The organism is Streptomyces sp. DvalAA-43 (assembly GCF_900091725.1).
Taxonomy (GTDB): domain Bacteria; phylum Actinomycetota; class Actinomycetes; order Streptomycetales; family Streptomycetaceae; genus Streptomyces; species Streptomyces pulveraceus.
Genome location: NZ_FMBW01000060.1, coordinates 57,653 through 82,738, shown reverse-complemented (window position 1 = coordinate 82,738; position 25,086 = coordinate 57,653). Strand labels below are relative to the sequence as shown.

22 protein-coding genes and 6 pseudogenes are annotated in these 25,086 nt (G+C 68.1%); 9 read left to right on the top strand and 19 right to left on the bottom strand.

Annotated elements, in window-relative coordinates; genetic code table 11:
• Window positions 1-86: 86 nt before the first annotated feature.
• A complete protein-coding gene (locus GA0115234_RS24720) occupies window positions 87-716 on the bottom strand; it encodes a type III effector protein (RefSeq protein ID WP_093545611.1) in 630 nt (209 codons plus the stop codon).
• A 128-nt stretch (window positions 717-844) separates the two neighbouring features.
• On the opposite strand from GA0115234_RS24720, the gene GA0115234_RS24715 reads away from it, so the two are divergent.
• The 3 genes from GA0115234_RS24715 to GA0115234_RS24705 all read left to right on the top strand — a co-directional run bounded on the left by GA0115234_RS24715 (window position 845) and on the right by GA0115234_RS24705 (window position 2,278).
• Window positions 845-1,276, top strand: coding sequence for an Hsp20/alpha crystallin family protein (locus GA0115234_RS24715; RefSeq protein ID WP_093545572.1), 432 nt, complete (start codon window positions 845-847; stop codon window positions 1,274-1,276).
• A gap of 102 nt (window positions 1,277-1,378) precedes the next feature.
• A complete protein-coding gene (locus GA0115234_RS24710) occupies window positions 1,379-1,774 on the top strand; it encodes a DUF2267 domain-containing protein (RefSeq protein WP_093545608.1) in 396 nt (131 codons plus the stop codon).
• A gap of 60 nt (window positions 1,775-1,834) precedes the next feature.
• Window positions 1,835-2,278 (top strand): DUF2267 domain-containing protein, encoded by a 444-nt coding sequence (locus tag GA0115234_RS24705; RefSeq protein WP_093545569.1) that lies wholly within the window; start codon window positions 1,835-1,837, stop codon window positions 2,276-2,278.
• Window positions 2,279-2,873: 595 nt separating this feature from the next.
• Here GA0115234_RS24705 and GA0115234_RS24695 read toward each other — a convergent pair.
• Together GA0115234_RS24695 and GA0115234_RS24690 are read right to left on the bottom strand one after the other, a co-directional pair.
• Window positions 2,874-4,260: pseudogene (locus tag GA0115234_RS24695) on the bottom strand (IS1380 family transposase).
• Window positions 4,261-4,732: 472 nt separating this feature from the next.
• A pseudogene (locus GA0115234_RS24690) lies at window positions 4,733-5,077 on the bottom strand (IS6 family transposase); the annotation flags it as partial.
• On the opposite strand from GA0115234_RS24690, the gene GA0115234_RS44430 reads away from it, so the two are divergent.
• The gene (locus GA0115234_RS44430; RefSeq protein WP_093545566.1) at window positions 5,076-5,564 is read left to right on the top strand and encodes a beta-propeller fold lactonase family protein; all 489 of its coding nucleotides are present in this window, start codon (window positions 5,076-5,078) and stop codon (window positions 5,562-5,564) included. The pseudogene GA0115234_RS24690 and the gene GA0115234_RS44430 sit on opposite strands and share 2 nt — an antisense overlap.
• A 15-nt stretch (window positions 5,565-5,579) precedes the next feature.
• Here the strand turns inward: GA0115234_RS44430 and GA0115234_RS24680 are convergent, their stop codons facing one another.
• Window positions 5,580-6,701, bottom strand: a complete 1,122-nt coding sequence (locus GA0115234_RS24680; protein WP_237541684.1) for a serine hydrolase domain-containing protein — start codon at window positions 6,699-6,701, stop codon at window positions 5,580-5,582.
• Window positions 6,702-7,007: 306 nt separating this feature from the next.
• Here GA0115234_RS24680 and GA0115234_RS24675 point away from each other — a divergent pair, with 306 nt between their 5' ends.
• The 3 genes from GA0115234_RS24675 to GA0115234_RS42850 all read left to right on the top strand — a co-directional run bounded on the left by GA0115234_RS24675 (window position 7,008) and on the right by GA0115234_RS42850 (window position 9,623).
• Window positions 7,008-8,159 (top strand): sensor histidine kinase, encoded by a 1,152-nt coding sequence (locus tag GA0115234_RS24675; protein WP_093545560.1) that lies wholly within the window; start codon window positions 7,008-7,010, stop codon window positions 8,157-8,159.
• On the top strand, window positions 8,150-8,830 hold the full coding sequence (locus GA0115234_RS24670) for a response regulator transcription factor (RefSeq protein WP_093545557.1): 681 nt from the start codon (window positions 8,150-8,152) through the stop codon (window positions 8,828-8,830). Before GA0115234_RS24675 ends, GA0115234_RS24670 begins: the two co-directional genes overlap by 10 nt.
• 406 nt (window positions 8,831-9,236) lie before the next feature.
• Window positions 9,237-9,623, top strand: a complete 387-nt coding sequence (locus GA0115234_RS42850; RefSeq protein ID WP_202554132.1) for a hypothetical protein — start codon at window positions 9,237-9,239, stop codon at window positions 9,621-9,623.
• Here GA0115234_RS42850 and GA0115234_RS43700 read toward each other — a convergent pair.
• The 12 genes and pseudogenes from GA0115234_RS43700 to GA0115234_RS24615 all read right to left on the bottom strand — a co-directional run.
• Window positions 9,577-9,696, bottom strand: a pseudogene (locus GA0115234_RS43700) (ATP-binding protein); the annotation flags it as partial. The gene GA0115234_RS42850 and the pseudogene GA0115234_RS43700 overlap by 47 nt on opposite strands.
• Window positions 9,697-10,048: 352 nt before the next feature.
• A complete protein-coding gene (locus tag GA0115234_RS24660) occupies window positions 10,049-11,068 on the bottom strand; it encodes an IS701 family transposase (protein ID WP_256088802.1) in 1,020 nt (339 codons plus the stop codon).
• Window positions 11,069-11,963: 895 nt separating this feature from the next.
• Window positions 11,964-12,512 (bottom strand): DUF2087 domain-containing protein, encoded by a 549-nt coding sequence (locus GA0115234_RS24655; protein ID WP_093545554.1) that lies wholly within the window; start codon window positions 12,510-12,512, stop codon window positions 11,964-11,966.
• Window positions 12,513-12,582: 70 nt separating this feature from the next.
• Window positions 12,583-12,915 carry a DUF6204 family protein gene (locus GA0115234_RS24650; RefSeq protein WP_093545551.1) on the bottom strand — a complete coding sequence of 111 codons (333 nt, stop codon included), beginning with the start codon at window positions 12,913-12,915 and terminating at the stop codon, window positions 12,583-12,585.
• A 134-nt stretch (window positions 12,916-13,049) separates the two neighbouring features.
• Entirely contained in the window at window positions 13,050-14,741 is a 1,692-nt protein-coding gene (locus GA0115234_RS24645; RefSeq protein WP_093545548.1) for an MFS transporter, read from the bottom strand.
• Entirely contained in the window at window positions 14,738-15,493 is a 756-nt protein-coding gene (locus tag GA0115234_RS24640) for a TetR/AcrR family transcriptional regulator (protein ID WP_202554131.1), read from the bottom strand. The genes GA0115234_RS24645 and GA0115234_RS24640 overlap by 4 nt, the downstream gene beginning before the upstream one ends.
• A 106-nt stretch (window positions 15,494-15,599) precedes the next feature.
• Window positions 15,600-15,695, bottom strand: a complete 96-nt coding sequence (locus GA0115234_RS42845) for a DUF3037 domain-containing protein (protein ID WP_218107189.1) — start codon at window positions 15,693-15,695, stop codon at window positions 15,600-15,602.
• 321 nt (window positions 15,696-16,016) lie between these two features.
• On the bottom strand, window positions 16,017-16,160 hold the full coding sequence (locus GA0115234_RS41485; RefSeq protein WP_237541683.1) for a hypothetical protein: 144 nt from the start codon (window positions 16,158-16,160) through the stop codon (window positions 16,017-16,019).
• A gap of 198 nt (window positions 16,161-16,358) precedes the next feature.
• Window positions 16,359-17,237 (bottom strand): annotated as a pseudogene (locus GA0115234_RS24630) (IS110 family transposase); the annotation flags it as partial.
• A 44-nt stretch (window positions 17,238-17,281) separates the two neighbouring features.
• Window positions 17,282-17,863: pseudogene (locus GA0115234_RS24625) on the bottom strand (IS5 family transposase); the annotation flags it as partial.
• A 143-nt stretch (window positions 17,864-18,006) separates the two neighbouring features.
• The gene (locus tag GA0115234_RS24620; RefSeq protein WP_093545539.1) at window positions 18,007-18,669 is read right to left on the bottom strand and encodes a recombinase family protein; all 663 of its coding nucleotides are present in this window, start codon (window positions 18,667-18,669) and stop codon (window positions 18,007-18,009) included.
• Window positions 18,670-18,967: 298 nt separating this feature from the next.
• Window positions 18,968-19,813: a 4Fe-4S domain-containing protein gene (locus tag GA0115234_RS24615; protein WP_161275656.1), complete on the bottom strand. Its 846-nt coding sequence runs from the start codon at window positions 19,811-19,813 to the stop codon at window positions 18,968-18,970.
• Between the two features lie 153 nt (window positions 19,814-19,966).
• Here GA0115234_RS24615 and GA0115234_RS24610 point away from each other — a divergent pair, with 153 nt between their 5' ends.
• Entirely contained in the window at window positions 19,967-20,569 is a 603-nt protein-coding gene (locus tag GA0115234_RS24610) for a TetR/AcrR family transcriptional regulator (RefSeq protein WP_093545602.1), read from the top strand.
• A gap of 23 nt (window positions 20,570-20,592) precedes the next feature.
• On the opposite strand, the gene GA0115234_RS24605 is transcribed toward GA0115234_RS24610, so the two are convergent.
• From GA0115234_RS24605 to GA0115234_RS44420, 3 genes and pseudogenes are all read right to left on the bottom strand, one after another.
• Window positions 20,593-21,054, bottom strand: a complete 462-nt coding sequence (locus GA0115234_RS24605; RefSeq protein ID WP_093545533.1) for a transposase — start codon at window positions 21,052-21,054, stop codon at window positions 20,593-20,595.
• Window positions 20,939-21,634, bottom strand: a pseudogene (locus tag GA0115234_RS44425) (IS701 family transposase); the annotation flags it as partial. The pseudogene GA0115234_RS44425 and the gene GA0115234_RS24605, both read right to left, overlap by 116 nt.
• A gap of 408 nt (window positions 21,635-22,042) precedes the next feature.
• Window positions 22,043-22,606 (bottom strand): PqqD family peptide modification chaperone, encoded by a 564-nt coding sequence (locus GA0115234_RS44420; RefSeq protein ID WP_343335953.1) that lies wholly within the window; start codon window positions 22,604-22,606, stop codon window positions 22,043-22,045.
• Between the two features lie 634 nt (window positions 22,607-23,240).
• Here GA0115234_RS44420 and GA0115234_RS24590 point away from each other — a divergent pair.
• Entirely contained in the window at window positions 23,241-25,076 is a 1,836-nt protein-coding gene (locus tag GA0115234_RS24590) for an APC family permease (protein ID WP_237541702.1), read from the top strand.
• Window positions 25,077-25,086: the final 10 nt, after the last annotated feature.

Here is a 25,086-nt window from a genome sequence, read left to right as displayed (position 1 = left end):
GAAGCGTCGGATTGCGGGTGAGGGGGACTTCAGCTGAAGACCCCAGGCCCGGCGTCTCCGGCGGGCGGCTGGATCGTTGACTCGTACTACGGGGCTGTGAGGGTGTCGAGCCGAGCGGCGAGGTCGGGGTGTGCGGCGGCCAGGTGGGGGCGGGTGGCGGTCAGCGGGGCAATGAGGTCGGCGGGGTCGTCGTGGGCGAGGGCCGCGTGGAGTTCGCTGAGCGGGCGGCGGGCCGCTGCGGGTAGGTCGGCGAGTGCGGTGATCTGGCCGGCAAGACGGCGCAGGTCGGCGGCGTTGCGGCGGGCCCAGGCGGCGGTGGTGCGGTCGGCGGCACGGGCCTGGCGGGTGGCCGTCACACGCTGTTCGCCGGTAGTCCCGGCAGGGCCGGGGCGGCCGCGCAGGTAGCGGCGCTCGGCGGCCTGGCGGCTGGCGACGCCGAGGGGCAGGGCGAGGTCGGCCCAGCTGGCGCCCGTGTCGCGGGCGGTTTCGATCAGGCCAGTCTCCCATCCGGCGAGCTGCTCGCGGACTTGCCGCAACAGCATCAGTGAGGCCAGGGCCTGCTCCGGGTCCGGCCCGGCATCGGAAGCGTTCGGGGCCTCCTGCTGGGCTTCGCGCAAGGCGTCGTCTATGGCGTTGAGGGCCGCCGCGGCGGCGAGGAACGACGCCGGGCTGTGGGCGTCGGTGCCGGTCGTGGACGGCTGGTCGGCCGGGGTCACGGACACCTCCCCAGGGTTGTCATCGAGCTGACGACATCATGTTTGTCATCCATTGGATGACATGTTACAACAGTGTCAGTGAGGCGCATTGGCAGTAACTGCCTGAACCTGTTGGAGGTGTTTTCACGATGTTGATGCGCACTGACCCCTTCCGTGAACTGGACCGGCTGACGCAGCAGCTGCTGGGCCCGGGGACCTGGTCGAGGCCGTCGGCGATGCCGATGGACGCCTACCGCGAGGGCGACCGGTACGTGGTGGCCTTCGACCTTCCCGGCGTCACCGCAGACGCGATCGACATCGACGTCGAGCGGAACATGCTCACCGTCAAGGCCGAGCGCCGGCCGGTGACGAAGGCCGACGACGTGCAGATGGAACTGTCCGAGCGGCCGCTGGGCGTCTTCTCCCGCCAGATCGTGCTCGCCGACACCCTTGACACCGAGCGCATCCAGGCCGACTACGACGCGGGCGTGCTCACCCTGCGCATCCCGATCGCCGAGCGCGCCAAGCCCCGCAAGATCTCCATCGGCGTCGGGACCGGCCACAAGGAGATCTCCGGCTGACCCGGCCGGACAGGTGCGGAGGACGGGCACCTGATCTCCCCCTCACCCCGTCCTCCGCACCCCTGTGGGCAGTTTGAAGAACAAGAAGGGGTGGCGGCCGAGATGACACTGCGACGCGAAGCGTTTCTCGACCACGTCAAGGAACGCGGCGAGTACGGCACTGTGGAGGAAGCCGAGCGCGCGGCCCGTGTGGTACTCGCCCTGCTCGGCGCACACCTGGTCGGCGAGGTCCGCGCCCTGCTCGCGGCACGCCTGCCGGAGGAATTCGCCCTGATCCTGCTCAACCCGCTGCAGAGCGCCGAGCCGCTGCCGCCGGAGCGGTTCGTGCGGGCGACCGCGGCCTGGATCGAGGGCGCCACCGAGCAGACCGCGACCTGGGACGTCAGCGCCGTGCTGTCCACGGCCGCCGACACCGCCGACGACGACCTACTGGGGCAGATCCTGCTCCAGCTCCCCGCCGGCTACGACCTCCTCTTCGGCCGCCCCCAACCCACCTGACCACCGGTGCCGCACACCGGCACCCACCCGACCCTGGCTTGACGAAGGGCATTCACCGCAGTGATCACCGACGTGCGCGTACCGCTTGAGCGCAAGCAGCCGTACTCGACGGCGTATGAGCAGCTGCTGGAGAAGGTCCGCTACGAAGGCGCCTACCCCAACCGCGAGCGAGCGGACGAAGTCGTCCGCTTGGTCCTGGCAGGGCTGGGACGCCAGCTGACCGGCGACGAACGCGTCGACCTGGCCGCCTGCCTGCCCTTGGAGGCCGCCCGCGTCCTGACCACGCAGATCCCCGGCCTCCAGCCGCTGGGAGGCTGGGGCTTCGTCAAGGACCTAGCCGCCCGCTCCGGCGCCTCCCTGGCCACCACCCGCTGGGACACCGGATCCGTCTTCGCCGCCGTCACCGCCCACGCCGGCCCCAACCTGATCACCCGCATTCTCCACCAGCTCCCCACCGGCTGGGCCCTGCTGTTCGGCCAAGCCGAACTCAACCCGACCGCGTAAATCGGATACCCGGCACCCAGTGCCGCAACAGGGCCCACCCCGATCCCCCGGGCTGGCTCGCTTGGTGAAGTCCCCCGATCCTCGCGATCGAGGGACTCCCGCCTTTGCTGCTCACCCTCCCGGCCCGTCGGCCATTCCTCGTCCCACCCTCGCACAAGCCGGATGCGCCAGCCTGGGAAAGATCACTCACTGCCGCCCCTACCGACGTCTACTGACTTCGGCTCGTCAGGGTGAACTTTCCCGAGGTTCCCGATGGACTTGGTGTGGTGGCTGTATTCGATGGTGTGTGAAGTATTCGGATGGGGGCGGGCTGACCGTTGCGGGACGGGTGCGTCGGAAGTCGGTGCGGATGCAGGCGGCCGAGCTTTTCGAGCAGGAGGTCAAGCCTCCGGAAGTGGCACGGCGTCTGCGGGTGACTCTGAAGTCGGCTTAGCCTCGATCCGCCGACGTGGTCTGGAAGTGATCTTCTGACGGGCTTCTGAGCCGGTTTTGGGGTCGACCGATGGGCATGGGCGTGCTGCATCCGCTGGTCTGCCCAGCTTTTCCACGGTTTTGGTTCCGGTCGAGCCCTGGCGGGCGGGGTGGGCAGAGGCTGTCAGGCGGGTTCGGGTGGGCGGTGGACGGTGTCGAACAGGTGCGTCCAGGCTTTTTGCCAGCGCCAGTTGCGCGGAAGGTGCAGGGTGACGCGCCGTGCGGAGCGGGCGATCCGGGCCGGGTCCTGGACCAGGTGGGAGCGGAGGGTGGCCTTGGCGTGGAAGGCGGATGTCAGTGCCCCGGCGGCCCGCAGCAGGTTGTAGGCCATCGCCCACAGGATCAGCCAGGCGGCATTGGCGTGGAAGTGTCCCGACGCCAGGTGGGCCAGGGCGGAGGCTTTGCTGTCGGCGATGACCTGCCCGACGACGGCGTGGTGGCGGTGCTCCCGCTCGGCTTTGAGCGTCGGCGCGGGGGTGTCGGTGAAGAACGGGTGGTAGCGCCAGACTGGGAACAACTCGCCCTGCTCGCCGACGACGGCGGGTTTGGCCAGGTCACGGACCCGGCGCACGATCAGCCGGGCCGTGACCCGGTCGCCTTTCTTGCGGCTGGCGAAGGCGGTGTAGGCGGGTATCTCGGCGACCTCGGCGTCCGAGATGAGCTTGCCGGTCTCAGGGTCGGGTACCGCGGTCGGGTAGGTGATCTGCTGCCACGCGGTGTCGGGGATGCTGTGGATGGCCCGTTTGATGGAGGGGTTCATCCCGGTGGTGAGGGAGAAGCGGGCGCCGGACCGGCGGCAGGCAGCGATGACACCGGCGTTGTAGAACTGCGAGTCCGCGCGCAAGATGCGCATGCCGGTGCAGCCGGCCTCGACGGCGGTGGCCAGCGCCTCGCTGACGAATTTCGGGGAGCCCCGGGAGTCGGCTGCTTTGCCGCGGCGCATCCGCACGGTGGCGATCACCGGTCGGGAGGTGGGGGTGCAGATCGTGGCGAGCAGAGGGTGCAGGGTGCGGATGCCCTTGAACCGGCCGTACTCGCCACCCTGCTTGGTGCGGCCGTAGACGCGTTTGTGGGTGGAGTCGACGTCGATGAACGCCTTCTCGCCGGAGCCGGGCAGCAACGGGGTGTGCGGCCAGTTCGCCGAGGAACCTGCGGTGTACCGCGTGCAGTTGGAGGGCGTGACCATGGGTGAAGGAGCGGAGGAAGGTGCCCAGGGTGGACGGGGCACGGACCTCTTCGAACACGGCCGACATCGCACCGTGGCGCAGAACGTCGAGGTCGTCGATGCTGTCCGCTCCTGCGGCCATGCCGCCCACGATGCCGGTGACCTTGGCGTCCTCCGAGGCACCCGCGCCGTTCTTCGCCCCGGTCAGCCTCACGTTCTCCCTCACCAGCCGGGGCAGACCGCATCGCTCGGCCAGCCGCATCACCGGAACCAGCCCGGCATGCGCGATCAGGTTCGTGTCATCGAAGGCAGCGGAGACCGCCGCCCGCGTGTGAGAAACTTGCATCTCGGAAGTGCCTTGCTGATTGTGCGTGCTGGAAGCCTGAAGAACTCCCATCATCGCGGGTCACAAGGCACTTCTTCGTTTTCCGAGACGTTATCCACAAGGCACGGGTCGGTGGATCGAGGCTAGGCGCATTCGGCTCAAGCAGACCGCTGTGGGCGGCAGTTGTTTCGATTCTCATGGTTCCCGGCATGGAGCTGCCGATGGCAGCCGGCGTGCAGGAGTTCGAGGTTCTTCCAAGCGGAGCCAACGGCACCTGCGTCCGTCTTCTGGTGAACGCTGAGCGTGTGGGAGCCGTATTCGAACCATCTCGCCCATTCTCGGCCGTTGTCCAGCTCGTATTCCGCCCCCGCAACCAGATCCAGCCCGCACTGGGCACACAATCCCCTCTGCCGCGCCGCCAGCCAGACATGCGACTTCTTGTCCGCCTGTGGGAACCCGCGTTTTTGGTTCCGTGCCGCCCAGTACTCGGTCAGCGTTGGATCATCGTGTCCCGGCGGCTCTGCACCAGGATGTCCAGCACGTTGCCGTTCTGGTCGACAGCCCGCCACAGGTACTTCTGCTCACCGTTGATCTTGATGAAGACCTCGTCCAGATGCCACTTGCCGCCGGGCCGGGGCCGCCGGCGGCGCAGTCCGTTGGCGTACTGCAGACCGAACGCCAGGCACCAGCGGCGGACCGTCTCGTACGAGACGATCACGCCGCGCTCCAGCATCAACTCCTCGACCTCACGGAAACTGAGCGGGAACCGGAAGTACAGACACACACAGTGCGAGATCACCTCGACCGGATACCGGTGCCCCTTGTACGACGGCGACATGCCCTCCACGGACAACCCCCTCCACCGTGATCACCCCGAGGATCCTCCCACCCTGTCAGCCAACGTGACAGCGCCCTCACAGACCATCACCGGATACCACATCCGCCGCCCGACAGGGACGCTCTCCGTCATCGGCCACACCACTCAAGGCGTGAGCGGTCCCACCAACTTCGTCATCGACACCAGCGGACAATGGCTATACGTCAACAACAGCACTGCCGACAACATCGCCCAGTTCGCCGTCGCCCTCGAGACGGGCGAGCTGAAGCCCACCGGCCGGACGACGCCCGTGCCCATCCCCCTGATGATGGCACTGCATCGCTCGGACCGACACGGCATGCCGAGTCGGCGGCACCTCCATGCCGTGCGAGCACGCAGTTGTCCCACCATGGGCTCGGCCGGGATCGCAACGGGGCCCAGTTGCAGGCCGGCCCAGACGCCTCATGGGAAGCGCAGATCGGCGGGAGCCGATCTGCGCTTCCCATGAGGCGTCTGGGGGTAGTTACCTCTTTTGCCCGTTGCCGGGGGTGTCGCACAGCGCGTGGTCGACGAGGATACTGGCGGCTTGCTCCTGTCGGAGTGCGTTGTCGGGTGAGTCACCCAGGGCGGTGGACATGGAGACGGTCACGATGCGCCTGCCGCCGTCGGTGGCGCCGTTCAGAGTGATGTAGCCGCCGTTGCCTCCTTCGTGGCTCCAGTAGCTGCCGCCGCAGGACAGGGGCCGTTCGACCAGGCCGAGGCCGTAGCGTCCGTACGGCCAGAACGCCTGGATCTCCTTGTTGACCGGGACGGTGTCCCGCATCTCGGCCAGCCGTGCCCGGGGCAGCACCTTGCCGCCGAGCAGGGCCTGGAAGAAGCGGTTGACATCCTCAGTGGTGGAGACGTAGCTGCCCGGGTCGGGGAAGATCACCTCGGTGACGTCGACTCGTTCTCCGGAGGGGAAAACCTGGTAGCCGTTGGCGTGTGGAGGCCGGAGTGCAGGGGTGCTGCCCGGCAGGTAGGTGTGCTCCATGCCGAGCGGTTTCAGGATCCGGTCCTCGGTCTCCTTGTGCCAAGGGCGTTCTGTGACCTTCTCGATGATCAAGTCGAGCAGGACGTAGCCGGTGTTGGAGTAGTTCCACCCGGTGCCGGGTGGGAAGTCCGGGCGGTGCCTCATCGCCAGCGCGACGATCTGTTGGGGTGTGTAGGTGTCGTACCGGCGCTCGTAGTACTCCTGCGGGGTGGTGTAGCCAGGGAGGTCGTCGTCGTGGATGCCGCTGGTGTGCTGGAGGAGTTGACGGATGGTGATCCGGCGTCCGTCATTGCCGTTGCCGTCCACCAAGCCGGGCAGCCAGTGGTCCACCGTGTCGTCGAGCGCCAGCTTGCCCTCGTCCACCAGTTGCAGGACCACGGTGGCCACGAGCGCCTTGCCGGTACTGGCCATCCGGAAGCGGCCGTCGCGGGGCACCGGACGGTTCGTGCCCGCCTCGGCGACGCCGCTGGTGGCGACCAGGTCCCTGCCAGGGCCGGTGGTCACGCGTGCCTGGACTCCGGTGACCCCCAGCGCCTCGATGGCGTCGGTGTCCCGGCGCAGATCCTCTTGCCCGTATCCGGGCGCGGCCGAGTCGCGTGCGTCGGCCGACAATTGGACAGCAACGGCCGTGCCTGCAATGACGAGGATGGCCGCAACGGCAGCCAGCCACTGTTTGCCGGTGGGGCGGTGCTGCCGATCGGGCTGGTCGGACACGGAAGTGTCCGGGCGCGGCACGGCACTCGGGCTTGTGAATCTCATGCCCACACGCTAGATAGGCATCCGATGGAGGGTCGCTACCGCAGGCGCCCGGACGAAAGGTACAGCTGCCTGTAGTGCCGCAGGGTCGACTGGTTGTCTAGGGTCGATCGGGTGGGGCTTCCCACGGTCCTCCTGCACGACAAAGGGAAAGCGAGACAAGTGCTCGGCATACCCGGCGCGGCCCGCGCATGGTGGTTCAAGGCATGGCGCAGCGGGCGTTACCTGCTGGCCACTTTGGTGTCCGCGGCGGTGGCGCTCGCTGCGGCACCCCTGCTGTGCCTTCCGTCGTTGACGCAGTCCTGGACGGAGCAGCATCGCCGGCGCGCCGGGGCGCTGCTGGGACGGTCGGTCGAGCCCCGCCCGCGCGCCGCCCGCCGCAACCTTGCGTGGCTCATGACGCAGGTGGTCACCGGCTTGCCAGCGGGCGCGCTTGCCCTGGTCTGTCTGGGCTGCCTGTCTCTCACTCCCGTCATTACGCTGTTGTGGTGGGCCTTTCCCACAGCGCCGTGGCTGCCCGTGGTCAGCGTTCGCATAACCGGCTGGGGCACCGCGTTGCTGCTCGGGCTGGTGAATCTCGTGGTTCTGGCGGTACTGGCCGCCATCGCCCTCCCGCCGCTTGCCCGAGCGCACGCCCGGTGCTGCCTCGCGGTCCTGGCGCCATCGCCCGCGGAGCAACTGGGCGAACGCGTCACCGAGCTCACCCGAACACGTACGGACGTCCTGCAGGCACACGGTGCGGAACTCCGGCGGATTGAACGCGATCTGCACGACGGCACTCAGGCCCGGCTCGTGGCCATTGCGATGCGGCTCGCCGTGGCCGGCGAGAGCCTCTCCGACCAACCCGACGGGGCCGCCGCTCTGGTGCGACAGGCTCATGCCGAGACCGAGGACGCGATGACCGAGCTGCGCTCCGTCATCCGCACCATCTATCCCCCGGTGCTGGCTGACCAGGGCCTCTCCGGCGCGCTCAGCACCCTGTCCACCAGGGCCGGAGTGCCGACCCGCATCGACGTCGGCCCGCTCGGTGAGATCCCCGCAGCAGTCGAAGCAGTCGTCTACTTCGCCGTCACCGAGGCACTGGCGAACATCTCCCGACACAGCCGGGCCACCCATGCCTCAGTTCGCGTGACCCGCAACAGCGCGTTGCTCTGCGCGCAGATCGCAGACAACGGGACCGGCGAAGCGGACGCCGCCCGAGGGTCCGGCCTGGACGGAATGCGCCGCCGCGCCGCCGCTCTGGACGGCACCATGAAGATCAGCAGCCCACCAGGCGGGCCGACCACCATCACCGTGGAGCTTCCGTGCGCGTAGTCATCACCGAGGACAACGTCCTGCTGTCATCCGGGCTCGAGCTCCTGCTCAACTCGCAGGGCTTCGAGGTCGTCGCGATCACGGCCGACGCCCCCGGCTTCCTCACCGCCGTCGAGATCCACCGGCCGGACGTCACCATCGTGGACGTGCGGCTGCCCCCGACCTTCCGCGACGAGGGCATCCGGGCCGCAGTCCAGGCCCGCCGCGACCATCCCGGACTTCCCGTCCTGGTCCTGTCGCAGTACGTGGAGCAGGAATACGCGGGCCGCCTCCTCGCCGACGCCCAAGGCGGCATCGGATACCTGCTCAAAGACCGCGTGAGCCGCATCGCGGAGTTCACCGACGCGCTGCGCCGTGTGGCAGGCGGCGGCACCGCCATGGACCCCGAAGTCATCGCCCAACTCCTGGCACACGGTGATCCCGTCGATGCCCTGACCGCACGGGAGCGCGAGGTCCTTGCGCTGATGGCCGAGGGTCACGACAACGCGACCATCGCCCAACGGCTCGTGATCACTGACAACGCCGTCCACAAACACATCGGCAACGTCTTCCTCAAACTCGGCCTGTCGGTCGGCGACGGCGGCCACCGCCGCGTGCGCGCCGTCCTGGCCTACCTCCGCCGCCATGGCGGTACCGCGCTGAACGCGACGACATCACACCCACCGACATGAACAGCGCAGTGCCCCCATGGAACGACCGCATCGCCCCTTCCGAAGCAGCTCGATGGGCGCCCCGCGAGTTCGTGGCCGCCCGCGCGTTGACATCGAGCTGGCTCCGGAAGCGCCTCTTTCCCCGAGAGGTCACGCAGTTGTCGGCGTACTCCTCCTCAATGTGCTCAGGCACGTACGGACGAACGTGCTCAGCTTGAATAGTGACCGCATGCGCGGGACCGCATCGGGGGTTTGAGGCATCATGCCCAGGTGAGCAGACTGGTGAAGTTATTCGTAGCGCCTGTTGACGTCGTGGCGGCACTTGCGGTTCGAGGCGGGCCAGGCCGCGCTCTGGAGTCGGTGTCTTGCGGGAACTTCGATCCCGAAGAGGCAGCGATCGAGTGGGAGTGCCAACTTCGAGGAGCTCATGGAAGCCGACGAGCCTCGTATTGTCGCTGGCCAGGACAACGACGACTGTGTGGTTTTTGCCTTCTCGGACCGTTTGGTCTCAGCCTTGTGTGCCGTCAGGGGGCCCAGGCTCAGCAAGGTGGCAGGGCTCTGGTCTCAGCTGCGAGAGCGGGAGGCAGAGGTCCTCGACGCGGAAGTAGCCGACGAGATTCTGGGCGATCTGACCCGCCTTGCCCGTGCTGCCGAATGGCAGGGAAGCGGTGTCTATCGCTGGGTTGCATTAGTCACGACCGCTGCCGATTCAGACCACGCGGCCGTGACCGAGCCATGCACGATGGGCCCGACGAGATCGATGTTGATCAAGCCGCTGTGGAATCCCTTTCGATGGCTGCGAGTGGGTTCTTGAGCCGGTGGCTGGGGCCGTTGATGGAGACGACTTCGCAGTGGTGGAGGAGCCGGTCGAGGACAGCGATGGCGAGGCGAGGAACGTCAGTACCTGCGCCGGGTTGTGTCGAGTTCCTGGACGGAAAAGCCGAGGCGGCTTTGAGGATCTCGTTTGCCCGCTTGAGCTGGGCGTTCTCCCTGCACAGGGCCGTGAGTCCCGCGCGTTCGGCGGTGGTCAGCCGGTCGTCGCGCTGGTCATGGTCGGCCTAGTACTCCAGCAGGTTTTTGCAGTCTGACCTGCGAGTTTCGCTGGGCGGCTGGAGTGTAGCGGGCTGTGGAGTGGTCAGGGGCGGCTTCACGGTGTCCGCCCCTCGATCGTGCGACAACGCCGCACGTAATGACATTGGCGGGCGACTGCCTGGCGTCGTCGGCGCCAGTTCGACCAGCTCACCGCGTGGTGCCGGCCTCGACGTCCGTGCAGGTGCGGGAGCCGGGGCCGACAAGCTGCCAGGAGTCGCCGAACCTCCGCCACTGTGAGCTCGATGGTCCCGGCTGCCTCACCCGTCCTGCCCCCCTTTCCCGGTCCTGGTGTGCCGTGGCTGCCAGGAAGGCGTGCGCGAGCATCGCCAGGGTGATGTGCCGGTACCAACCCGGATAACGGCGGACTTCGTACTGGTCCAGGCCACACTCGTTCTTCGCTGCCTGGAAACCCTCCTCGATCGCCCACCGCGTCCCGGCGATTCGCACCAGTTCCTGGGCGGTGGTCTCCAAAGGGGCGTAGGCGAGGCAGTAGGCGATCTCGTCGGGCTTGCGGATGCTGCGACGGGCCAGCGCCCACCGCATCCGGTGAAGGACCTCGCCCTGGTGGTCGGACTCGGCGACGGCCGGCAGTCGCACCGTCGCCCCGTGGTAGACGCGCGGTCCCTTCGCCCCGTTGCCGCATGAGATCTTCTCCCACGCCTCGTCCGGGGCCTGCGCGAACAGGCCCTCGATGCGGGGACAACCCACGGTGAACTGGGACTTGGGCACGGCCAGCACGTAGCCGACGCCCGACTGCTCCAGCAGCCGGCGGAAGCGGCTCTCCTGTCCGTAGGCGGAATCCGCGGTGACCCAGGTGATGGGCAGCGGCGAGCCGAGGGCACGCAGCACCATGTGCCGGGCCAGATCGCCCTTGGTGGCGAACTCCCAATCGTCGGGGACCTTGGCCGCGCGGCAGCGTTCGCGGTCCTCGGTCCAGGACTTGGGGATATACAGCTCGCGGTCGGCCAAGGCCCGGCCGCGGGCGGTGGCATAGGTGGCGAAGACGCCGCTCTGGCAGTTCTCGGTGCGACCTGCGGTCCCGGAGTATTGGCGCTGGACCCCGGCGGAGGCGGTGCCCTTCTTGATGAACCCGGTGTCGTCGATGATGAGGACTCCGTCGTCCTCGCCAAACTTGTGGGCGACGTATTCCTGCAGTTCATCGCGGATGTCGTCGGGCTCCCACTTCGCGCCGGCAAGCAGATGCTGCAGACCGTCGGGGGTGGCGTGGCCTGGTCACAGGTCCTCTCATGAGTCCTGTCTGACCTACTGCCAACTGACCGGCATCCCGGGAAATCTCAGAACGAGTCCTGGCCGACATCAGTTCGCCGCGTCGGCGACGCGAACCGGGCCCGAGCCCCACACCACCCAGAAGAATGGCACGAGAGAGCTCTACCAGCGCCTCCGGCGCGACGCTGAAACAGCAGGGCGGTCGACAAAATCCCCGGCCAGGCGATGCAACGTCACCCGGCGAACCATCCAAGCCGCTCTGGACGACTTCGAACCCCGCACACGCAGGCCCCTGCCTCGCCGACCGACCGCCATGGATCCTGTCCAGCACCTCATCGACTCCATGATCGAAACTGGCCACGGCCCAGAGATATCTGGGCGAAGCTCATGGACAAGGACGAAACCTCAGTCTCATACGGCACCATCAGGCTCTACGTCCAGATCCAAATACCGCCGCACCCCCGTCGCCCCACTTCTTTGCCAACCAACCAAGTCCGCCCTGGTCACCGACACTCAGCCGACGGACTTCGTTGTCAAAGGACACCTGACCCCAACTGCGTGATCCGAATCTCGAACAGCTCCTGGAGATCGTTGCAACACCCCAGCTCAAGGGGGTGCGATGTTCGAGATGCGGAAGGACCGGACGGTGGCTCAGGGGCGAAGGATCCTGGTCCGTGAGCGGGAGGAGTACTTCTGGCTCTGGCCGCCCACGCAGAGCGCTCGACTGGGAAGCCCCAGCCGAGCGCCTGCATAGCCTTTTCGAGGCCTGATCAAACCGACCACGTCTTGCAACTACCCCTAGAAACCACCGAGTGTGCGGGGCCTTCCGCGGTCTTCATCCGGCGCAGGCCACCGGGGCGGCGAGCCGGTAGCGTCCGGACTCGCGGGCCAGGAGTCCGTTGTCGACGAGGGCGCGCCGCAGCGAGACGGCGTCCAGCACGCCGCCCTCGCACCACGGCTGCAGGCGGTCGGTCACCGTCCACTCGTCGTAGTCGTCGCCGACGGCGAAGGTGCTCCTGGCGACGTGCCCGAGGACCGCGCGACGGGCGGCGGCGTCCTGCTCCGGCACGTTGACCAGGATGCCGCCGCGGATGTGGCCGCGCAGTTGCGGGTCGGGCTGGTCGGCCGCCGTCTCCTCCGCCACACGCCGGGCGGCGCTCTGCGCGGCTGCGGCGAGGGCGTCGTCGTCCAGGGCCAGCGAGCCGCGCCCTTGGACGAGCAGTCCGCTGCGGACGAGTCGGCCGATGGCCGGGGCGGCCTGCGGTGCGCCGAGCCCCGAGACGGAGAGGATCTCCGAGGAGGTCGACGCGCCGAGGGCGGCCGCCGAGAAGACCCGGCGCAGCACCGGATCGGCCAGCTCGATGGCGAGTTGTTCGGGTGTCATGAGAGGGAATGCATCCTTTCTGAAGCCTGCCCGGCCCGTGTGCCTGGCAGGGGCCGGTTCCGTCAGGAGCTCAGCGCCCCTTCCGCTTGTCCTTGATCTTGGACAGGTCGGTGGAGACCGACCGGAGGTCGCGGTACTCGCCCCCGAGCTTGCGGATGGCGGCCGCGGCCAGTTCCTCGGCCTGGCCCAGCACGAGGTCCTCTGTGTCCTCCTCGGTTGCCGGGATGAGGACGCGGAAGGTGAAGGTGAGCAGGGCCGGCTCGTAGGTGACGGTGCCCTCCTCGGTGAACCCGGCCTTGAACAGGTCGTGTTCGCCAGCCTGGGCGATCAGGGGCGCACGCTGCCCATCCGTGAGCTCGCCGAACTTACCGTGTGTGATGACCTGGTAGGTTGTATCGCTCATAACTGTGTTCTCCAGGTGTGGATTCGGTCATCGGCCCGCGTTCCACGGGCATGGAGTTGACCGCGCGTCAGTCGATAACAGGGCAGCAGGGCGGCTCGGCAGCCGGGGGCGAACACGCCTTCGTCCGCCGAGGCTCACTTCTGCTCCGGCCGGTGCGTCCGGTGCGGCAGGAGGAACAGCAGGCCGGTGACGAGCACCAGGCCGCCGGCCGCCCAGTACAGAGCCTCGCTGTAGGTGGCGATGAAGGTATTGGCGCGGATATCGCCGAGGGTGGTGTCGATCGTCTTGACGTCGGCGCCGGAGTCCTGACTGGTGCCCGGGGTGCTCGCGAGCAGCGTGGTGCAGCTCTCCGGCACCTTGGTCGGGTCGGCCTGACCGAGCGAGTCGGTCGCGCAGCTGCGGATCGCCCCGGCCTGGGCCGGTGCCACCGCCTGGACGGTCGGGATGACCTTGTCGGCTTGCGGGCCCGCGTTGCTCGCCAGGGCGGAGAAGAAGACCCCGCCGATGATCGCCACGCCGAGGGCCGCGCCGAGCTGACCGGTCGCGTTGATGATGCCGGACGCTGCGCCCGCCTCCTGCGGCTTGACTTCGCGCAGGATCAGGCCGGTCAGCGGGGCCATCAGCAGACCCATGCCGGAGCCGAGCAGGAGCATGGACGGGACGGCGTGCCAGGAGGTTATGTCGCTCCCGGCGCGGTTCGCGACCCAGGCGTAGGAGGCGATGCCGAGCATCATCATCAGGGCGCCCGCCACCAGGGTGTACCGCCCGTACCGGGGGAAGAGCGTGCGCACCGCGATTGTGCCGACGATCGGGACCCCGAGCGAGAACGGGATCGCGGTCAGACCGGTGTGCAGCGCCGACCAGCCCAGGCCGCCCTGAAGGTACAGCGTCCAGCTGAGGAAGAAGCCCGCCGGGACGGCGCTGAAGAGCATCTGCGCCGCGACGCCGGCGCCGAACGCGCGGACCTGGAACAGGGAGAGGATCACCAGCGGGGATCCGTCCTTGCGGGTCTTGTACCGCTCGTAGAAGACGAAGCCCACGATGACGGGCGCGGCGCCGAACAGGCAGGTGATGCTCCAGGCGGGCCAGTCGAGTTCACGGCCGAGCATGAGCGGCAGCATCAGCAGGAGCAGCCCGACGATCGCGAGCAGCATGCCGATCAGGTCCAGCCGCATAGCGTGCGGGGACTTCGACTCCTTCATCCACTTCGCGGCCCCGAACAGGGCTGCCGCGCCGACCGGCAGGTTGACCACGAAGATGCTCCGCCAGCCGAGGTCGAGCGGGCTCCAGTCGACCAGGGCTCCGCCGAGGATGGGGGCGGAGACGATGGCCAGGCCGATCATGCCCGCGTACAGACTGACGACGCGGCCGATCTCCTGCGGGGCGAACGTGACGTGGATGATCGCCAGGACCTGCGGGACCATGATCGCGGCGGCCACACCCTGGAGGATGCGGGAAGCGACCAGCATCTCGGAGTTCTGCGCGGCCGCGCACAGGGCGGAGGCCACGACGAACCCTGCGACACCGGTCATGAACATCCGCTTGCGGCCGAAGATGTCGCCGAGCCTGCCACCGGTGATCAGGATGGCCGCAAAGGAGAGTGTGTAGCCGGCAGTCACCGCCTGGATGACGACGGCCGACGCACCGAGGTCGCCCTGGATGGCCGGGATCGCCACGGTCACGATGTTGACGTCCAACAGGTCCATGAAGGTGGCGACCAGCAGAACGGCCAGCGCGAGCCACCGCTTCGGGTCAGGCGCGGGGGCCTCGGAGGCGACAGGCGGTCCGGCGGTCGGCTGCTTCGCCTGCGCTGCCTTGCTGCTCATGGGTTCTTCTCCGGCTTCTCGATCGATGGCGTCCGGCCCTTGGAGGTCGGACGCCCGGGGGACGGGAGGGAGGCTTCCTCGGCGGGCGCGGGGTTCCGGGAGAGCGCGCTCCACGAGCGCATAAGCAGCTCGATGGCGTTCGCGACCGTGTCGATGTCGCTGTCCTCGGGGGAGAGCACGCGCTGGATGGACAGGCCGTCGCCCAGCGAGTACATGACGAGGGCCAGGAACTCGACCGGGGCCGGGGGTGCCACCGAGCGGGCGGCGAAGCCCTGCTCCAGCGCCTGGGCGAGTGCGGCGCGCGAACGCCGCTCGCGGCCCGCGAGCACCGGCAGCAGCTCCGGGTCGCGCAGGCCGTAGAGCCAGAGCTCGGTGCGCAGGGCGAGCCAGCTGCCGAGGGTCTCGTCGCGCTGGCGGTACCAGGACCTCAGGTGCTCCATCAGGCTGTCGAACGACCCGGCGTCGCGGCTGATCTCCTGCATCTCCTCCAGCTCGTGCTGGGTGCGCTGCTCCAGCAGGGCCAGGACGAGTTCGTGCTTGCCGTCGAAGTTGCCGTAAAACGCGCCGCGGGTGTAGCCGGCGCGCTCGACGATCTGCTCGACCGAGGTGCCGTTGACGCCGTGCTCGGCGAAGAGTTCGGCCGCGGCCTGCAGCAGCTGCTCGCGGGTGAGTTCCCGGCTCTGCTGCCGGGTGAGTCGCCTGGTGATGGTGATCGTCTCCTGATGCGTCGTTGGATACGAGACTGTATCCAAATACGGATCTGTATCTGAAATGGTTTTCCGCACTACGACGGGCCGCCGCCGGCTCTCAAGGGAGGCGGCGGCAGCCCGGGGAAGGTCGCCGGGGTGAATCCCGAGGTCAGTGCGCGTAGCGGCGCTTCAGCCGGTCCAGTTCCGCGGCCGGGTCGGCGGTGATCCCGCCGTGAACCGACCGCAACGGGGTGGAACGCGACAACGGCCATGTATGCCGACATCGCCGCTGACGCGAAGACGTCCCGGCCGGAGCTCGACCCCGTCATTGCAGTTGCCGCGTGAGGGCGACACCCTGAGGGTGACTCGCCTCGACCGATTGTCCCGCCCGGTGCCGCACCCGGTGACTCCCGGCGCCGAGTTGACACACCCCCCGCGTCCTCGGTGTGCCGCGCCGGCCCTGCACCACGCGCGGCGATCAACGTCCGGTTGGTACGTTATGTTCCACCGCTGGAGCGGCGAGTTCGGGCCCTGGCCTCCACGCCGGGGCCACCGCGCCGCGCCCGGCCATCAGGGCTGCTACCGGCTACGTGGCCGCGACGACGACCATCAGCAGAAGCGGGGCCCGCCAACCGGAGCTGAGCAAGTGGAGGAGGCCGGGGACCACCGGCCCGACGGCCGCCAGCAGGTAGCCGACGGACTGCGCCATCGCGGACAGCCCGCCGGCCAAGGCCGCGTCCTGGGTGGCAGCAGCGGCTGGACGAACTCCCGCTCGCGATCGGACAGTTCGTTCGGGAGGATTGTGCGGACTGCCCAGGCCAAGGCAGACACGGCGGGCAACATCAATTGGCTGGTGTCGGTCGACTCCACGATCGTCTGAGTCCATGAGCATGCCGCCGGGGCTCAAAAAGTGCCCCTATGGTTTTGGTCAAGCAGCGGCGGTGGGTGCGGGGTCGTAGAACGTGCCGTCTCGGAGCATCGCGAAGAGCACGTCGATGCGGCGCCGGGCCAGGCAGACGATGGCTGCGACATGGTGTTTGCCTTCCCGGCGTATCTTGTCGTGGTAGGCGCGTGAGTCCGGCTGCGACAGCGACGCGAAGGCGGCGAAGCAGAAGGCTCTCTTGAGCTGATTGCTGCCTCGTCGGGAGGGATGTTCACCGCGGATGGACGAGCCGGATCTGCGGGCGGCAGGAACCAGGCCTGCGTAGGCGGCCAGGTGTCCGGCGGTCTTGAAGTTGCTGCCGTCGCCGACGTCGATGAGGATCCGGGCTGCGGTCCTGGCCCCGATGCCGGGCATGGAGATCAGGACCTGGGAAAGAGGGTGGGCCTCCAGCAGTTCCTCGATCTTGGTAGCGAGGATCTTCCACTGGTCGAGTACGGACCGGAGGGAGCCGGTGAGGCTGGGCACGATCAGTGCGGCAGCGTCGGTGCCCGGGACGACCACGGTCTGTTCGTCCAGTGCGGCGAAGATGTCTTCGACGAGACGTTCGGCGATGCGCGGGGCCTTGGGCGGCAGCAGGGATACCAGCCGTCGCCGGCCGGCCTTTCTCAACTGAGCTGGTAAGCCCTAGCGTTCAAGGAGAACCAGCACGGCCGGACGGTCGAGCCGCGATCCCAGGACCCGCTCAAGTGAGGGGTGAACCTGGGTGAGGAGCCCGCGCAGGCGGTTCTTGGTACGTGTCACCTCACCGGCCAGGTCGTCGTCGAAGCCCACGATCATCACCAGCTCTGCGATCGTCTCGTCGTTCGGTGCCAGATCGCGCAGGGTGTGCGGCATGGTGCGGGCGGCGTCCGCGATGATCGCCGCGGGGGCGAGCGGATGCCCAACTCATGAATCTGACGTCAGTAGATGTCGTGGTCGTAGCCGCGGTTGGCGTAGAGCACGTAAGGACGGCGGCGGGGTCGACCGCGCTTGCCGCAGATCGGCGGCACGGCGTGGATCAGCAGTAGGAGCTGGGTGACGTCGTTGCGGTTGCCGCCGGTCACGGTAGCGGCCAGCGGGATGCCGTTGGCATCAACGATGACGTGGTGCTTGCTGCCCATCTTGCCCTGGTCCACCGGCGAGGGCCCAGTAGCGTCTCCGCCCTTCCAAGCCCGCAGGTGGGAGCTGTCGACGGAGACGCGCGACAGGTCAAGCACGTCACTGGCGCGCAGTTCGGCCAGCAGGAGTTCGTGCAGCTGCTGCCACACGCCCGCCTCGTTCCAGTCCCGCGGCCGCCGCCAGCACCTCATCCCCGAACCGAAGCCCAGCTCCTGCGGCAGGAACTCCCAGCGGATCCCGGTGTACAGCACGAACAGGATCCCGTTGAGCACCCGCCGGTCATCCAGCCGCTTGCGCCCCGGATAACGGGTGCGACGCTCGACCACCGGCAGCAGCGGAGCGATCCGCTCCCACAGCCCGTCATCAACCTCCCACGGCCTCTGCTGACCCATGTCCACCCCGATCCATCGGGTGTAGGCACAAGTCCGGCTGACGGCCTGCCGTTCAGGAGAAAACCGTTCATTTCGCTAGGTTTCTGGGTATGAGCAGTTGCGGTACAGAAAGTTCCGCTGAGATTGATCATGTTGAGATTGGCTCACCTCGTCGGCGCTCCGAGCTGACGGGGCACGGCGCCAGCGCGCAGCTCGCGCAGGTCCGGGATGTGGTTGTAGAGGGTGCCTGGGGAGACGCCCAGCAGCTTGGCGATCGAGGTGATCGAGCGGCCGGGGTCAGGCAGCAGATCGCGTGCGGCGCGGATGACTTTCTCGGTGGCGACGCTCGGGCGCCCGCCGACCCGGCCGCGCTCGCGGGCAGCGGCCAGGCCCTCGTTGGTGCCGATGACGATGAGCTCGCGGATGAGCTCGGCCAGCGCGGCGAAGACGTGGAAGACGAGCCGGCCGCCGGGGATAGTGTCCAGGTTCTCGTGCAGCGAGGTGAAGCCGATCCCACACTCGCGCAGTTCGGCGACCATGTTGCTGAGATCCTGAAGGCTGCGGCCGTAGCGGTCCAGACTCGGGACGACGAGGGTGTCGCCGGGGTCGAGGAAGGCGTGGCACGCCTTCAGTTCGGGGCGGAGTGCGTTCTTGCCGGACTTCTTGTCCGCGAAGATCTTCCGGCACTCGGCGGCGGTGAGCGCGTCGAGCTGCCGCTCCAGCTTCTGCCCGCTGGTCGAGACTCGCGCGTACCCGATCTTGGTCTCGGTGCGGACGAGTGGTTCGGCGACGAGGAGGCCCGGCTCGGCCGGTTCGAGGGCGGTCATGGCCCCGGATCGTGTCAGAAAGCGGCGGTTCGGAGTTATTGAATGACCCAGGTTCCTGAAGGGGTTTTTGAAGGCTCCGCGGGATCTGGGCGGCCTCCCAGAGCGATCGGCTTCTTGAAGATCGTCACGCGAATGGGGTCGTGCCGATCGGCGTGGTGGCCCCCGGGATGGCTTCAGCGGTGCCGCGTGCCTGCCAACTGCCGACTCTGGCAACGCGGGAACCGTCCGACCGCCCCCACCTCACGCTCCACTCGCACGGGTTCGCGTCAGCGCCGCGAACCCGTGCGAGTGGGGCGTGCTACTCGTCCGCCAGGTCGCGCTGCAGGCGGGCAACCAGCGCCTGCAGCCGCCGGCGCATGTCGCCCGGTTCGAGCGTCGGGCTCATCGTGCCGTGGGTGGGAACGACCCGTGCGAAATCGAAGCCGTCGAGCCGCTGGAGTGAGCCGACCTGGGCGGGCCAGGAGTACCAGCACACAGACGGTTCCGCGCTGAGGTCATGACGATAGGGGTCCCAGCCGAGCGAGTCGCCGGTGAACAGGGTGCCGTCGTCATTCAGGTACATGACGTGTCCCTCGGTGTGCCCGGGGGTGGGGATCGCCAGCACGCCGGCGGCAACCTCGCAGGTCTCGGCACTACTCAGGATCCGGCCTGCGAATGGGGCGGCGTCAGCGTCGGCGGCATGGACGACCACGTCAGAGCCGAATGCACCGGCATAGCGCTCGGCGTCGCCGACGTCGTCGCGGTGCGTCAGCAAGATCGCCGTGATTCCACCGAGCGATTCCATCCAGGCGCAGAGTGACGGGGTGAAGCGCGGCGCGTCGACGAGGAGGTTGCCCTCGGTGCGCTGCACGAGGAAGGCGTTGCCGCCTGCGGTTTTGGGCGAGTTCGAGCCCGTCCGCCAGGTGCCGGGAGTGATCTCCAAGGGGTGGTGTCGCCGCCACGTCACGCCGGATTCGGTGCCGATCGACCGGGACGGGCACACCTCGGCGGCGAGCTGTGCCTGCAGGATCTCGTCTTCGGTGGCCGGCTGGCGGGTCATGACGAAATGCTCGCCGTCGGTTGCCAGCCCGAACAGCGTCGGCGCGAGCGAGACCGAACCTCCGCAGCCGATACAGCGGTCGTCGACGAACCAGTCTCCGGCCACGTTCTCAGGGTGACGCCGGTCTCCGCGGGCCATCGCCGTTCCTCCTCTGAGCAAAGGTCACCAGGGGGACAAACGTATCACCTAATGGAACACTGATGTTCCATTAATGACCAGCGATGTAACTTATTGGGGTCTGGTAGTACAGTGACCAGCATGAAGGAGTCTGGACCCGAGGCCGCGGGAGCACGAACGCGGAGTCGTACACGCCGCGCCATCCTCAGCGCGGCCGCCTCTGTGCTCGGCCGTGACTATCACGCCACGCTGGCGGATATCGCAGACGCCGCCGGCGTCGGCCGCACGACACTGCACCGCTACTTCTCCGACCGCACCGGGCTCATCAGCGCAGCCATCGAGGACTCCATCGCGGCGATCGATGAGTCGGTGGCCGACGCGGCCATCGACCAGGGCTCCCCCATCGAGGCGATGCGCAGGCTGGTCACGGCGATGGTGGCGGTCGGCGACCGGCTGGTATTCCTCTTCGGCGATCCACGCGTTCTGGAAGGCCGCGGCGCAGCAAAGACACCGGAGCCTCTCGATGACCCGGTGCTCACTCTCATCAAGCGCGGGCAAGCCGAAGGCGCCTTCGACCCGGACGTCACTCCCACCTGGATCCAACGTGTGCTCTGGTCGCTGGTGTACACCGGGTACCAGGACGCCGAGGCCTGTGGGCTGCCGAGGCACGGCATCGTCTCCACTGTCATCCGCACGCTCGAAAACGGTATCCATACGTCGAATCCGGAACACCGTCAGGCATGAGCCGCGAGCTCAGGCAGAGACTGTCAGGCGGGTTCGGGTGGGCGGTGGACGGTGTCGAACAGGTGCGTCCAGGCTTTTTGCCAGCGCCAGTTGCGCGGAAGGTGCAGGGTGACGCGCCGTGCGGAGCGGGCGATCCGGGCCGGGTCCTGGACCAGCTGGGAGCGGAGGGTGGCCTTGGCGTGGAAGGCGGATGTCAGTGCCCCGGCGGCCCGCAGCAGGTTGTAGGCCATCGCCCACAGGATCAGCCAGGCGGCATTGGCGTGGAAGTGTCCCGACGGCAGGTGGGCCAGGGCGGAGGCTTTGCTGTCGGCGATGACCTGCTCGACGACGGCGTGGTGGCGGTGCTCCCGCTCGGTGTTCGTGGGCCGCGGCCGGGGTGCAGGGCTGTGCGTCTTCGGGTTGCGCGGTGGTCGTGGTCGAGATGCCCACCGCGTAGTCGAGACCGCGTTCTTCCAGGCCGAGCCGGAAGGCGGCGGTGTCGCCATAGCCGCCGTCGGCGATGTCCTGGGGCACCTCGATGCCCCAGGACCGCGTCTCGTCGATCATGTCGAGGGCCAGCTGCCACTTCTCGACATGGCCCACCTGGGCAGGGATGGCACACTTGTCACGACGGACCACTTTGACCGGGTCGGCCTTCGGCGAGGCGGGATCAGCTCTCGGGCAGGAACAGACGCCAGTTCACCGCCGTCGAGGCGCCGTTGGAAGCCAGGTGCAGCGAGACCCCGGCCTGGCAGTTGGTGACCTTGCCCGCGGTGCCGGTGTACTGCCGGGTCACACACGCCGACGCATCCCCGTCCTTGAGGAACCCGGTGTCATCGATGACCAGTGCGGTGGGCTTGATGACCGGCTGCATGCGCCAGGCCAACCGGGCCCGCACATGCGCCGCATCCCACCGACTGGAGGTAACGAAGCGGGCCAGGGCCTGCCGGTTCCCGTCCTCACCCAGGCGTGCGGCCATCGGCTCCACCGACTTTACGCCCGCCGTCCAGCAACAGGCCCTGCAGATAGGCCCCACCCCTAGCCACCCCACCGATGCTGATCCGCCCGCGCGAACGGCTCGAACATCTCCGCCGCGAAGTCCTCCAGATCACACCGGACCGCAGCCAACTCCCCACTCAGCACATCCTGTCAACGACACGACCCATCAAGAAGACACGCCGTCGCAGAGCGCGTATGACCAAGCACTACTAGAACCCAAGTCGGATCCCGGGCCCCTCCCATGTCCTGTGCTCCGGCCGTCTACCAGCGCATGCCGAGCTGATCGAGGTCCGCACGGCGCTGCTCGGCGAGCTTCCCGGGCCCGCTTGCGGACGCGTGCTGGAGTGCTGGGCTTCCAACACCCGTGCGCAGCGTTTCTACGCCCGAAACGGGTGGCGGCCGGATGGAGCGCGCCGTCCAGGACCGCTGGACCATGACTACGTCCGGCTGCGGCTGAAGCCCGTATCGCACAGCTTCTGAGCGACCGACACAATGTCAGCGACGGGTGGCACGATCGGGAGATGTGACTGTTGCCCTGGATCGTTCCGCCCTGTCCCATACTGCCTTCACCGGTGTGACACGCCGACACTTCGCCGAGCTGGTTGTCGAGTTAACGCCCACGATGGCCTGTCGGGCGGCGAGTGCCTGCGCGGTGCCGCCCCTGAGGGCTTCCAGGACCCGGTGCAGGCGACCGGGCGCCAGGCCGATGAGGCAGCGGGTCGCCGTGACGGCGAGCAGCGCGACGATGCGTTCGCGGCGGGTCAGCGGCACCGGGGTTTCGGGAGCGGAGAACATGGTCACGAGGTCACCAGCGGGGTATCGCGCAGGCGTTCGAGGAGAGCGATGACGTCGCGGTGGGCCTGCCCGGGGTCGAGCGCGGGATACCGGTTGACGGGGCCGGCGGCCGCGTTGTGTGGGGGCGCCGTCGAGGAGGGCGCGCAGGATAAGTGCGCCGCTGGGGTTGAGCTGCCAGTAGCGGCCGGATTGCTCGTCGAGCAGCACCATGCCGGTTTCGGTGGCGGTGGCGTGCACGGTCGGGGCCAGTGCCAGGGTCGTCATCGATGTCCTTCCGCGGGGACGGCTCGGGAGCGGGCCGGGAGGCGGGACCGGGAGCGCGGCCACACCTTGCAGCCGAGTGTCGCGAGGTAGAGCAGCACACCCGGACACGGGTCGTGGGCCGTGAGCTCGCGTACGAACGGCTGCTGGCGCGGCATTGCGGTGCTGGTCGCCGCGTTCCCCGTGCCCGGGAGAGGACCGTCGACAGCCATGTCGCTCCGGTCCCCAGGTTCTGTCATCGGCGACACTGCACGGTGTGACGGAAACGCACGGAAGTCCACGCGCAGGGCCGGAAGGCCCACCCGGCCCTGCTGCTCAGCTACCGGGACTGGACACACAGCAGTTGCGCGTGCTGCGCCGGGTGGGGCGGGAGTGGGGGCGGGTGACGGCCGCCCCGGAGGTGTGGCGCCACGCTCTGCCGGTGGATCCCGATCTGGGAAGGTTCCCGCCGGCGGCGCAGATCCGGCCAGCCAAGTTCGGGCGTCTGGTGCCCATCTCCCTGCTGAGGCAACACCCGGCAGGAGAACAGATCGATATGGAGGAGCCGCCCGCAGGGCGGCTGGGGCGTGCGGAGTTACGGTTTCGGCGGATTCTGTTGGGGACGGCGCTGAGGAGCTCCGCCGTCGTGACTGAACGGATGCGCAAGCTTGTGGCCCTGCCGGTCCTCTCTGCCGACGCTCTGTCCTCAGTCGCATACGGGCCCGAGGCAATGCTCGCGATCCTTGTCCCGGCCGGTACGGCTGGACTTGCGTACTCGTTACCGGTTGCCGGGGTGATCGTCCTCCTGATGCTGGCGGTTGGCCTGTCGTACCGTCAGACGATCCGGGCCTATCCGCACGGCGGCGGCTCCTACATCGTCGCCGGCGACAACCTGGGACGGGTACCCGGCCTGGTGGCCGCGGCCGGACTGATGATCGACTACGTCCTCACCGTCGCCGTCTCCATCGCCTCGGGGGTAGCGGCGATCACTTCCGCGATTCCCTCACTGGCCTCGGACACGGTGCCCATCGGTGTCGCGGTGATTGTGCTTCTCCTGGCCGGAAATCTGCGCGGAATCCGTCAGGCCGGTGTACTGTTCGCGGCCCCGACCTATGCCTTCATCGCTGCCATGTTCGCCCTCATCGCCTTCGGCCTGGCGGACGCGGCCGACCACGGATTCCAGCCGCGCCCGGCACCACCGGTCGCCGTCACCGAGACAGTCGGCCTGCTCCTGATCATGCGGGCCTTCTCCTCCGGCGCCACCGCTATGACCGGCATCGAGGCGATCTCCAACGCCGTACCGGCGTTCAGGCCCGTCGAGTGGCGCAACGCACGCACCACGCTGACCTGGATGGTCGGCCTCCTCATCGCCATGTTCACCGGAACCATCATCCTCATCCACCTCAGCGGGGTGGTGCCCGGCACTCGGGAGACCGTGCTCTCTCAACTGGCACACCTCAGCTTCGGCTCAGGCGGTATGTACGTCTTCATCCAGGCGGCCACGGCCGCCGTCCTGCTCCTGGCCGCCAACACCGCGTACAACGACTTTCCCCGGGTGCTGTCCCTGCTGGCCCGCGACGACTACGCACCACGGCTCTTCATGCGCCTCGGGGACCGCCTGGCCTACAGCAACGGGATCCTCCTGCTCTCGCTGGCAGCGGCCCTGGTCTTCATCGCGTTCGACGGCCTGACATCGTCGCTGATCCCCCTCTACGCGGTCGGGGTATTCCTCGCCTTCGCCCTCTCGCAGGCCGGGATGGTCGTGCACTGGTGGCGGCTGCGAGACCGCCACTGGCGCAAGAGCCTGCTCTTCAACGCCGCCGGTTGCCTGCTCTCGGCCGTGGTCTTCATCACTGCAGGCATCAGCAAGTTCACCGCGGGAGCATGGGTGGCCATTGTCGCCGTCGTCCTGTTTCTCGTGGTCACACTGAGGATCCGGCACCACTACGAGACAGCCCGCGCAGCGCTGCGACTGCGTGCCCACACAGTCGAGCTGCCCACACACATCACGGAAGGACCACTGCCCGCACAGCGGCCGTCATTCACACACCCGAGGCCCGGCGTGGCAGAGGAGAACGAAGAGCTTCCCGAAGAAGTCCGCCACCTGTCGGTCGTCACGATCGCGACACTCGACCTCGCGGGTATGCGAGCCCTCGCCTACGCGGCGTCATTCCAGCAGCCTGTCCTCGCCCTCCACATCAGTGTCACCGAGGAAGAAGCCGAGCGTTTCCGCAACTACTGGACCCTGTGGGGCGACCGCTTGCCTCTGGAGATCGTCGTCTCTCCCTACCGCGCGACCGTCGCCCCACTCGTCCATTACATCGAAGCACTCCACCAGCAGCACCCGGACCTCACCCTCACCGTGATCCTCCCGGAAATCATCACCCGTCACCGCAGACACCAATTCCTCCACAGCCGCACCGCCACACGACTACGACGCGCGCTCCGCCCCCTCCCCAAAATCGTCATCACCACCGTGCCCTTCCACCTGTAGATCCCACTCA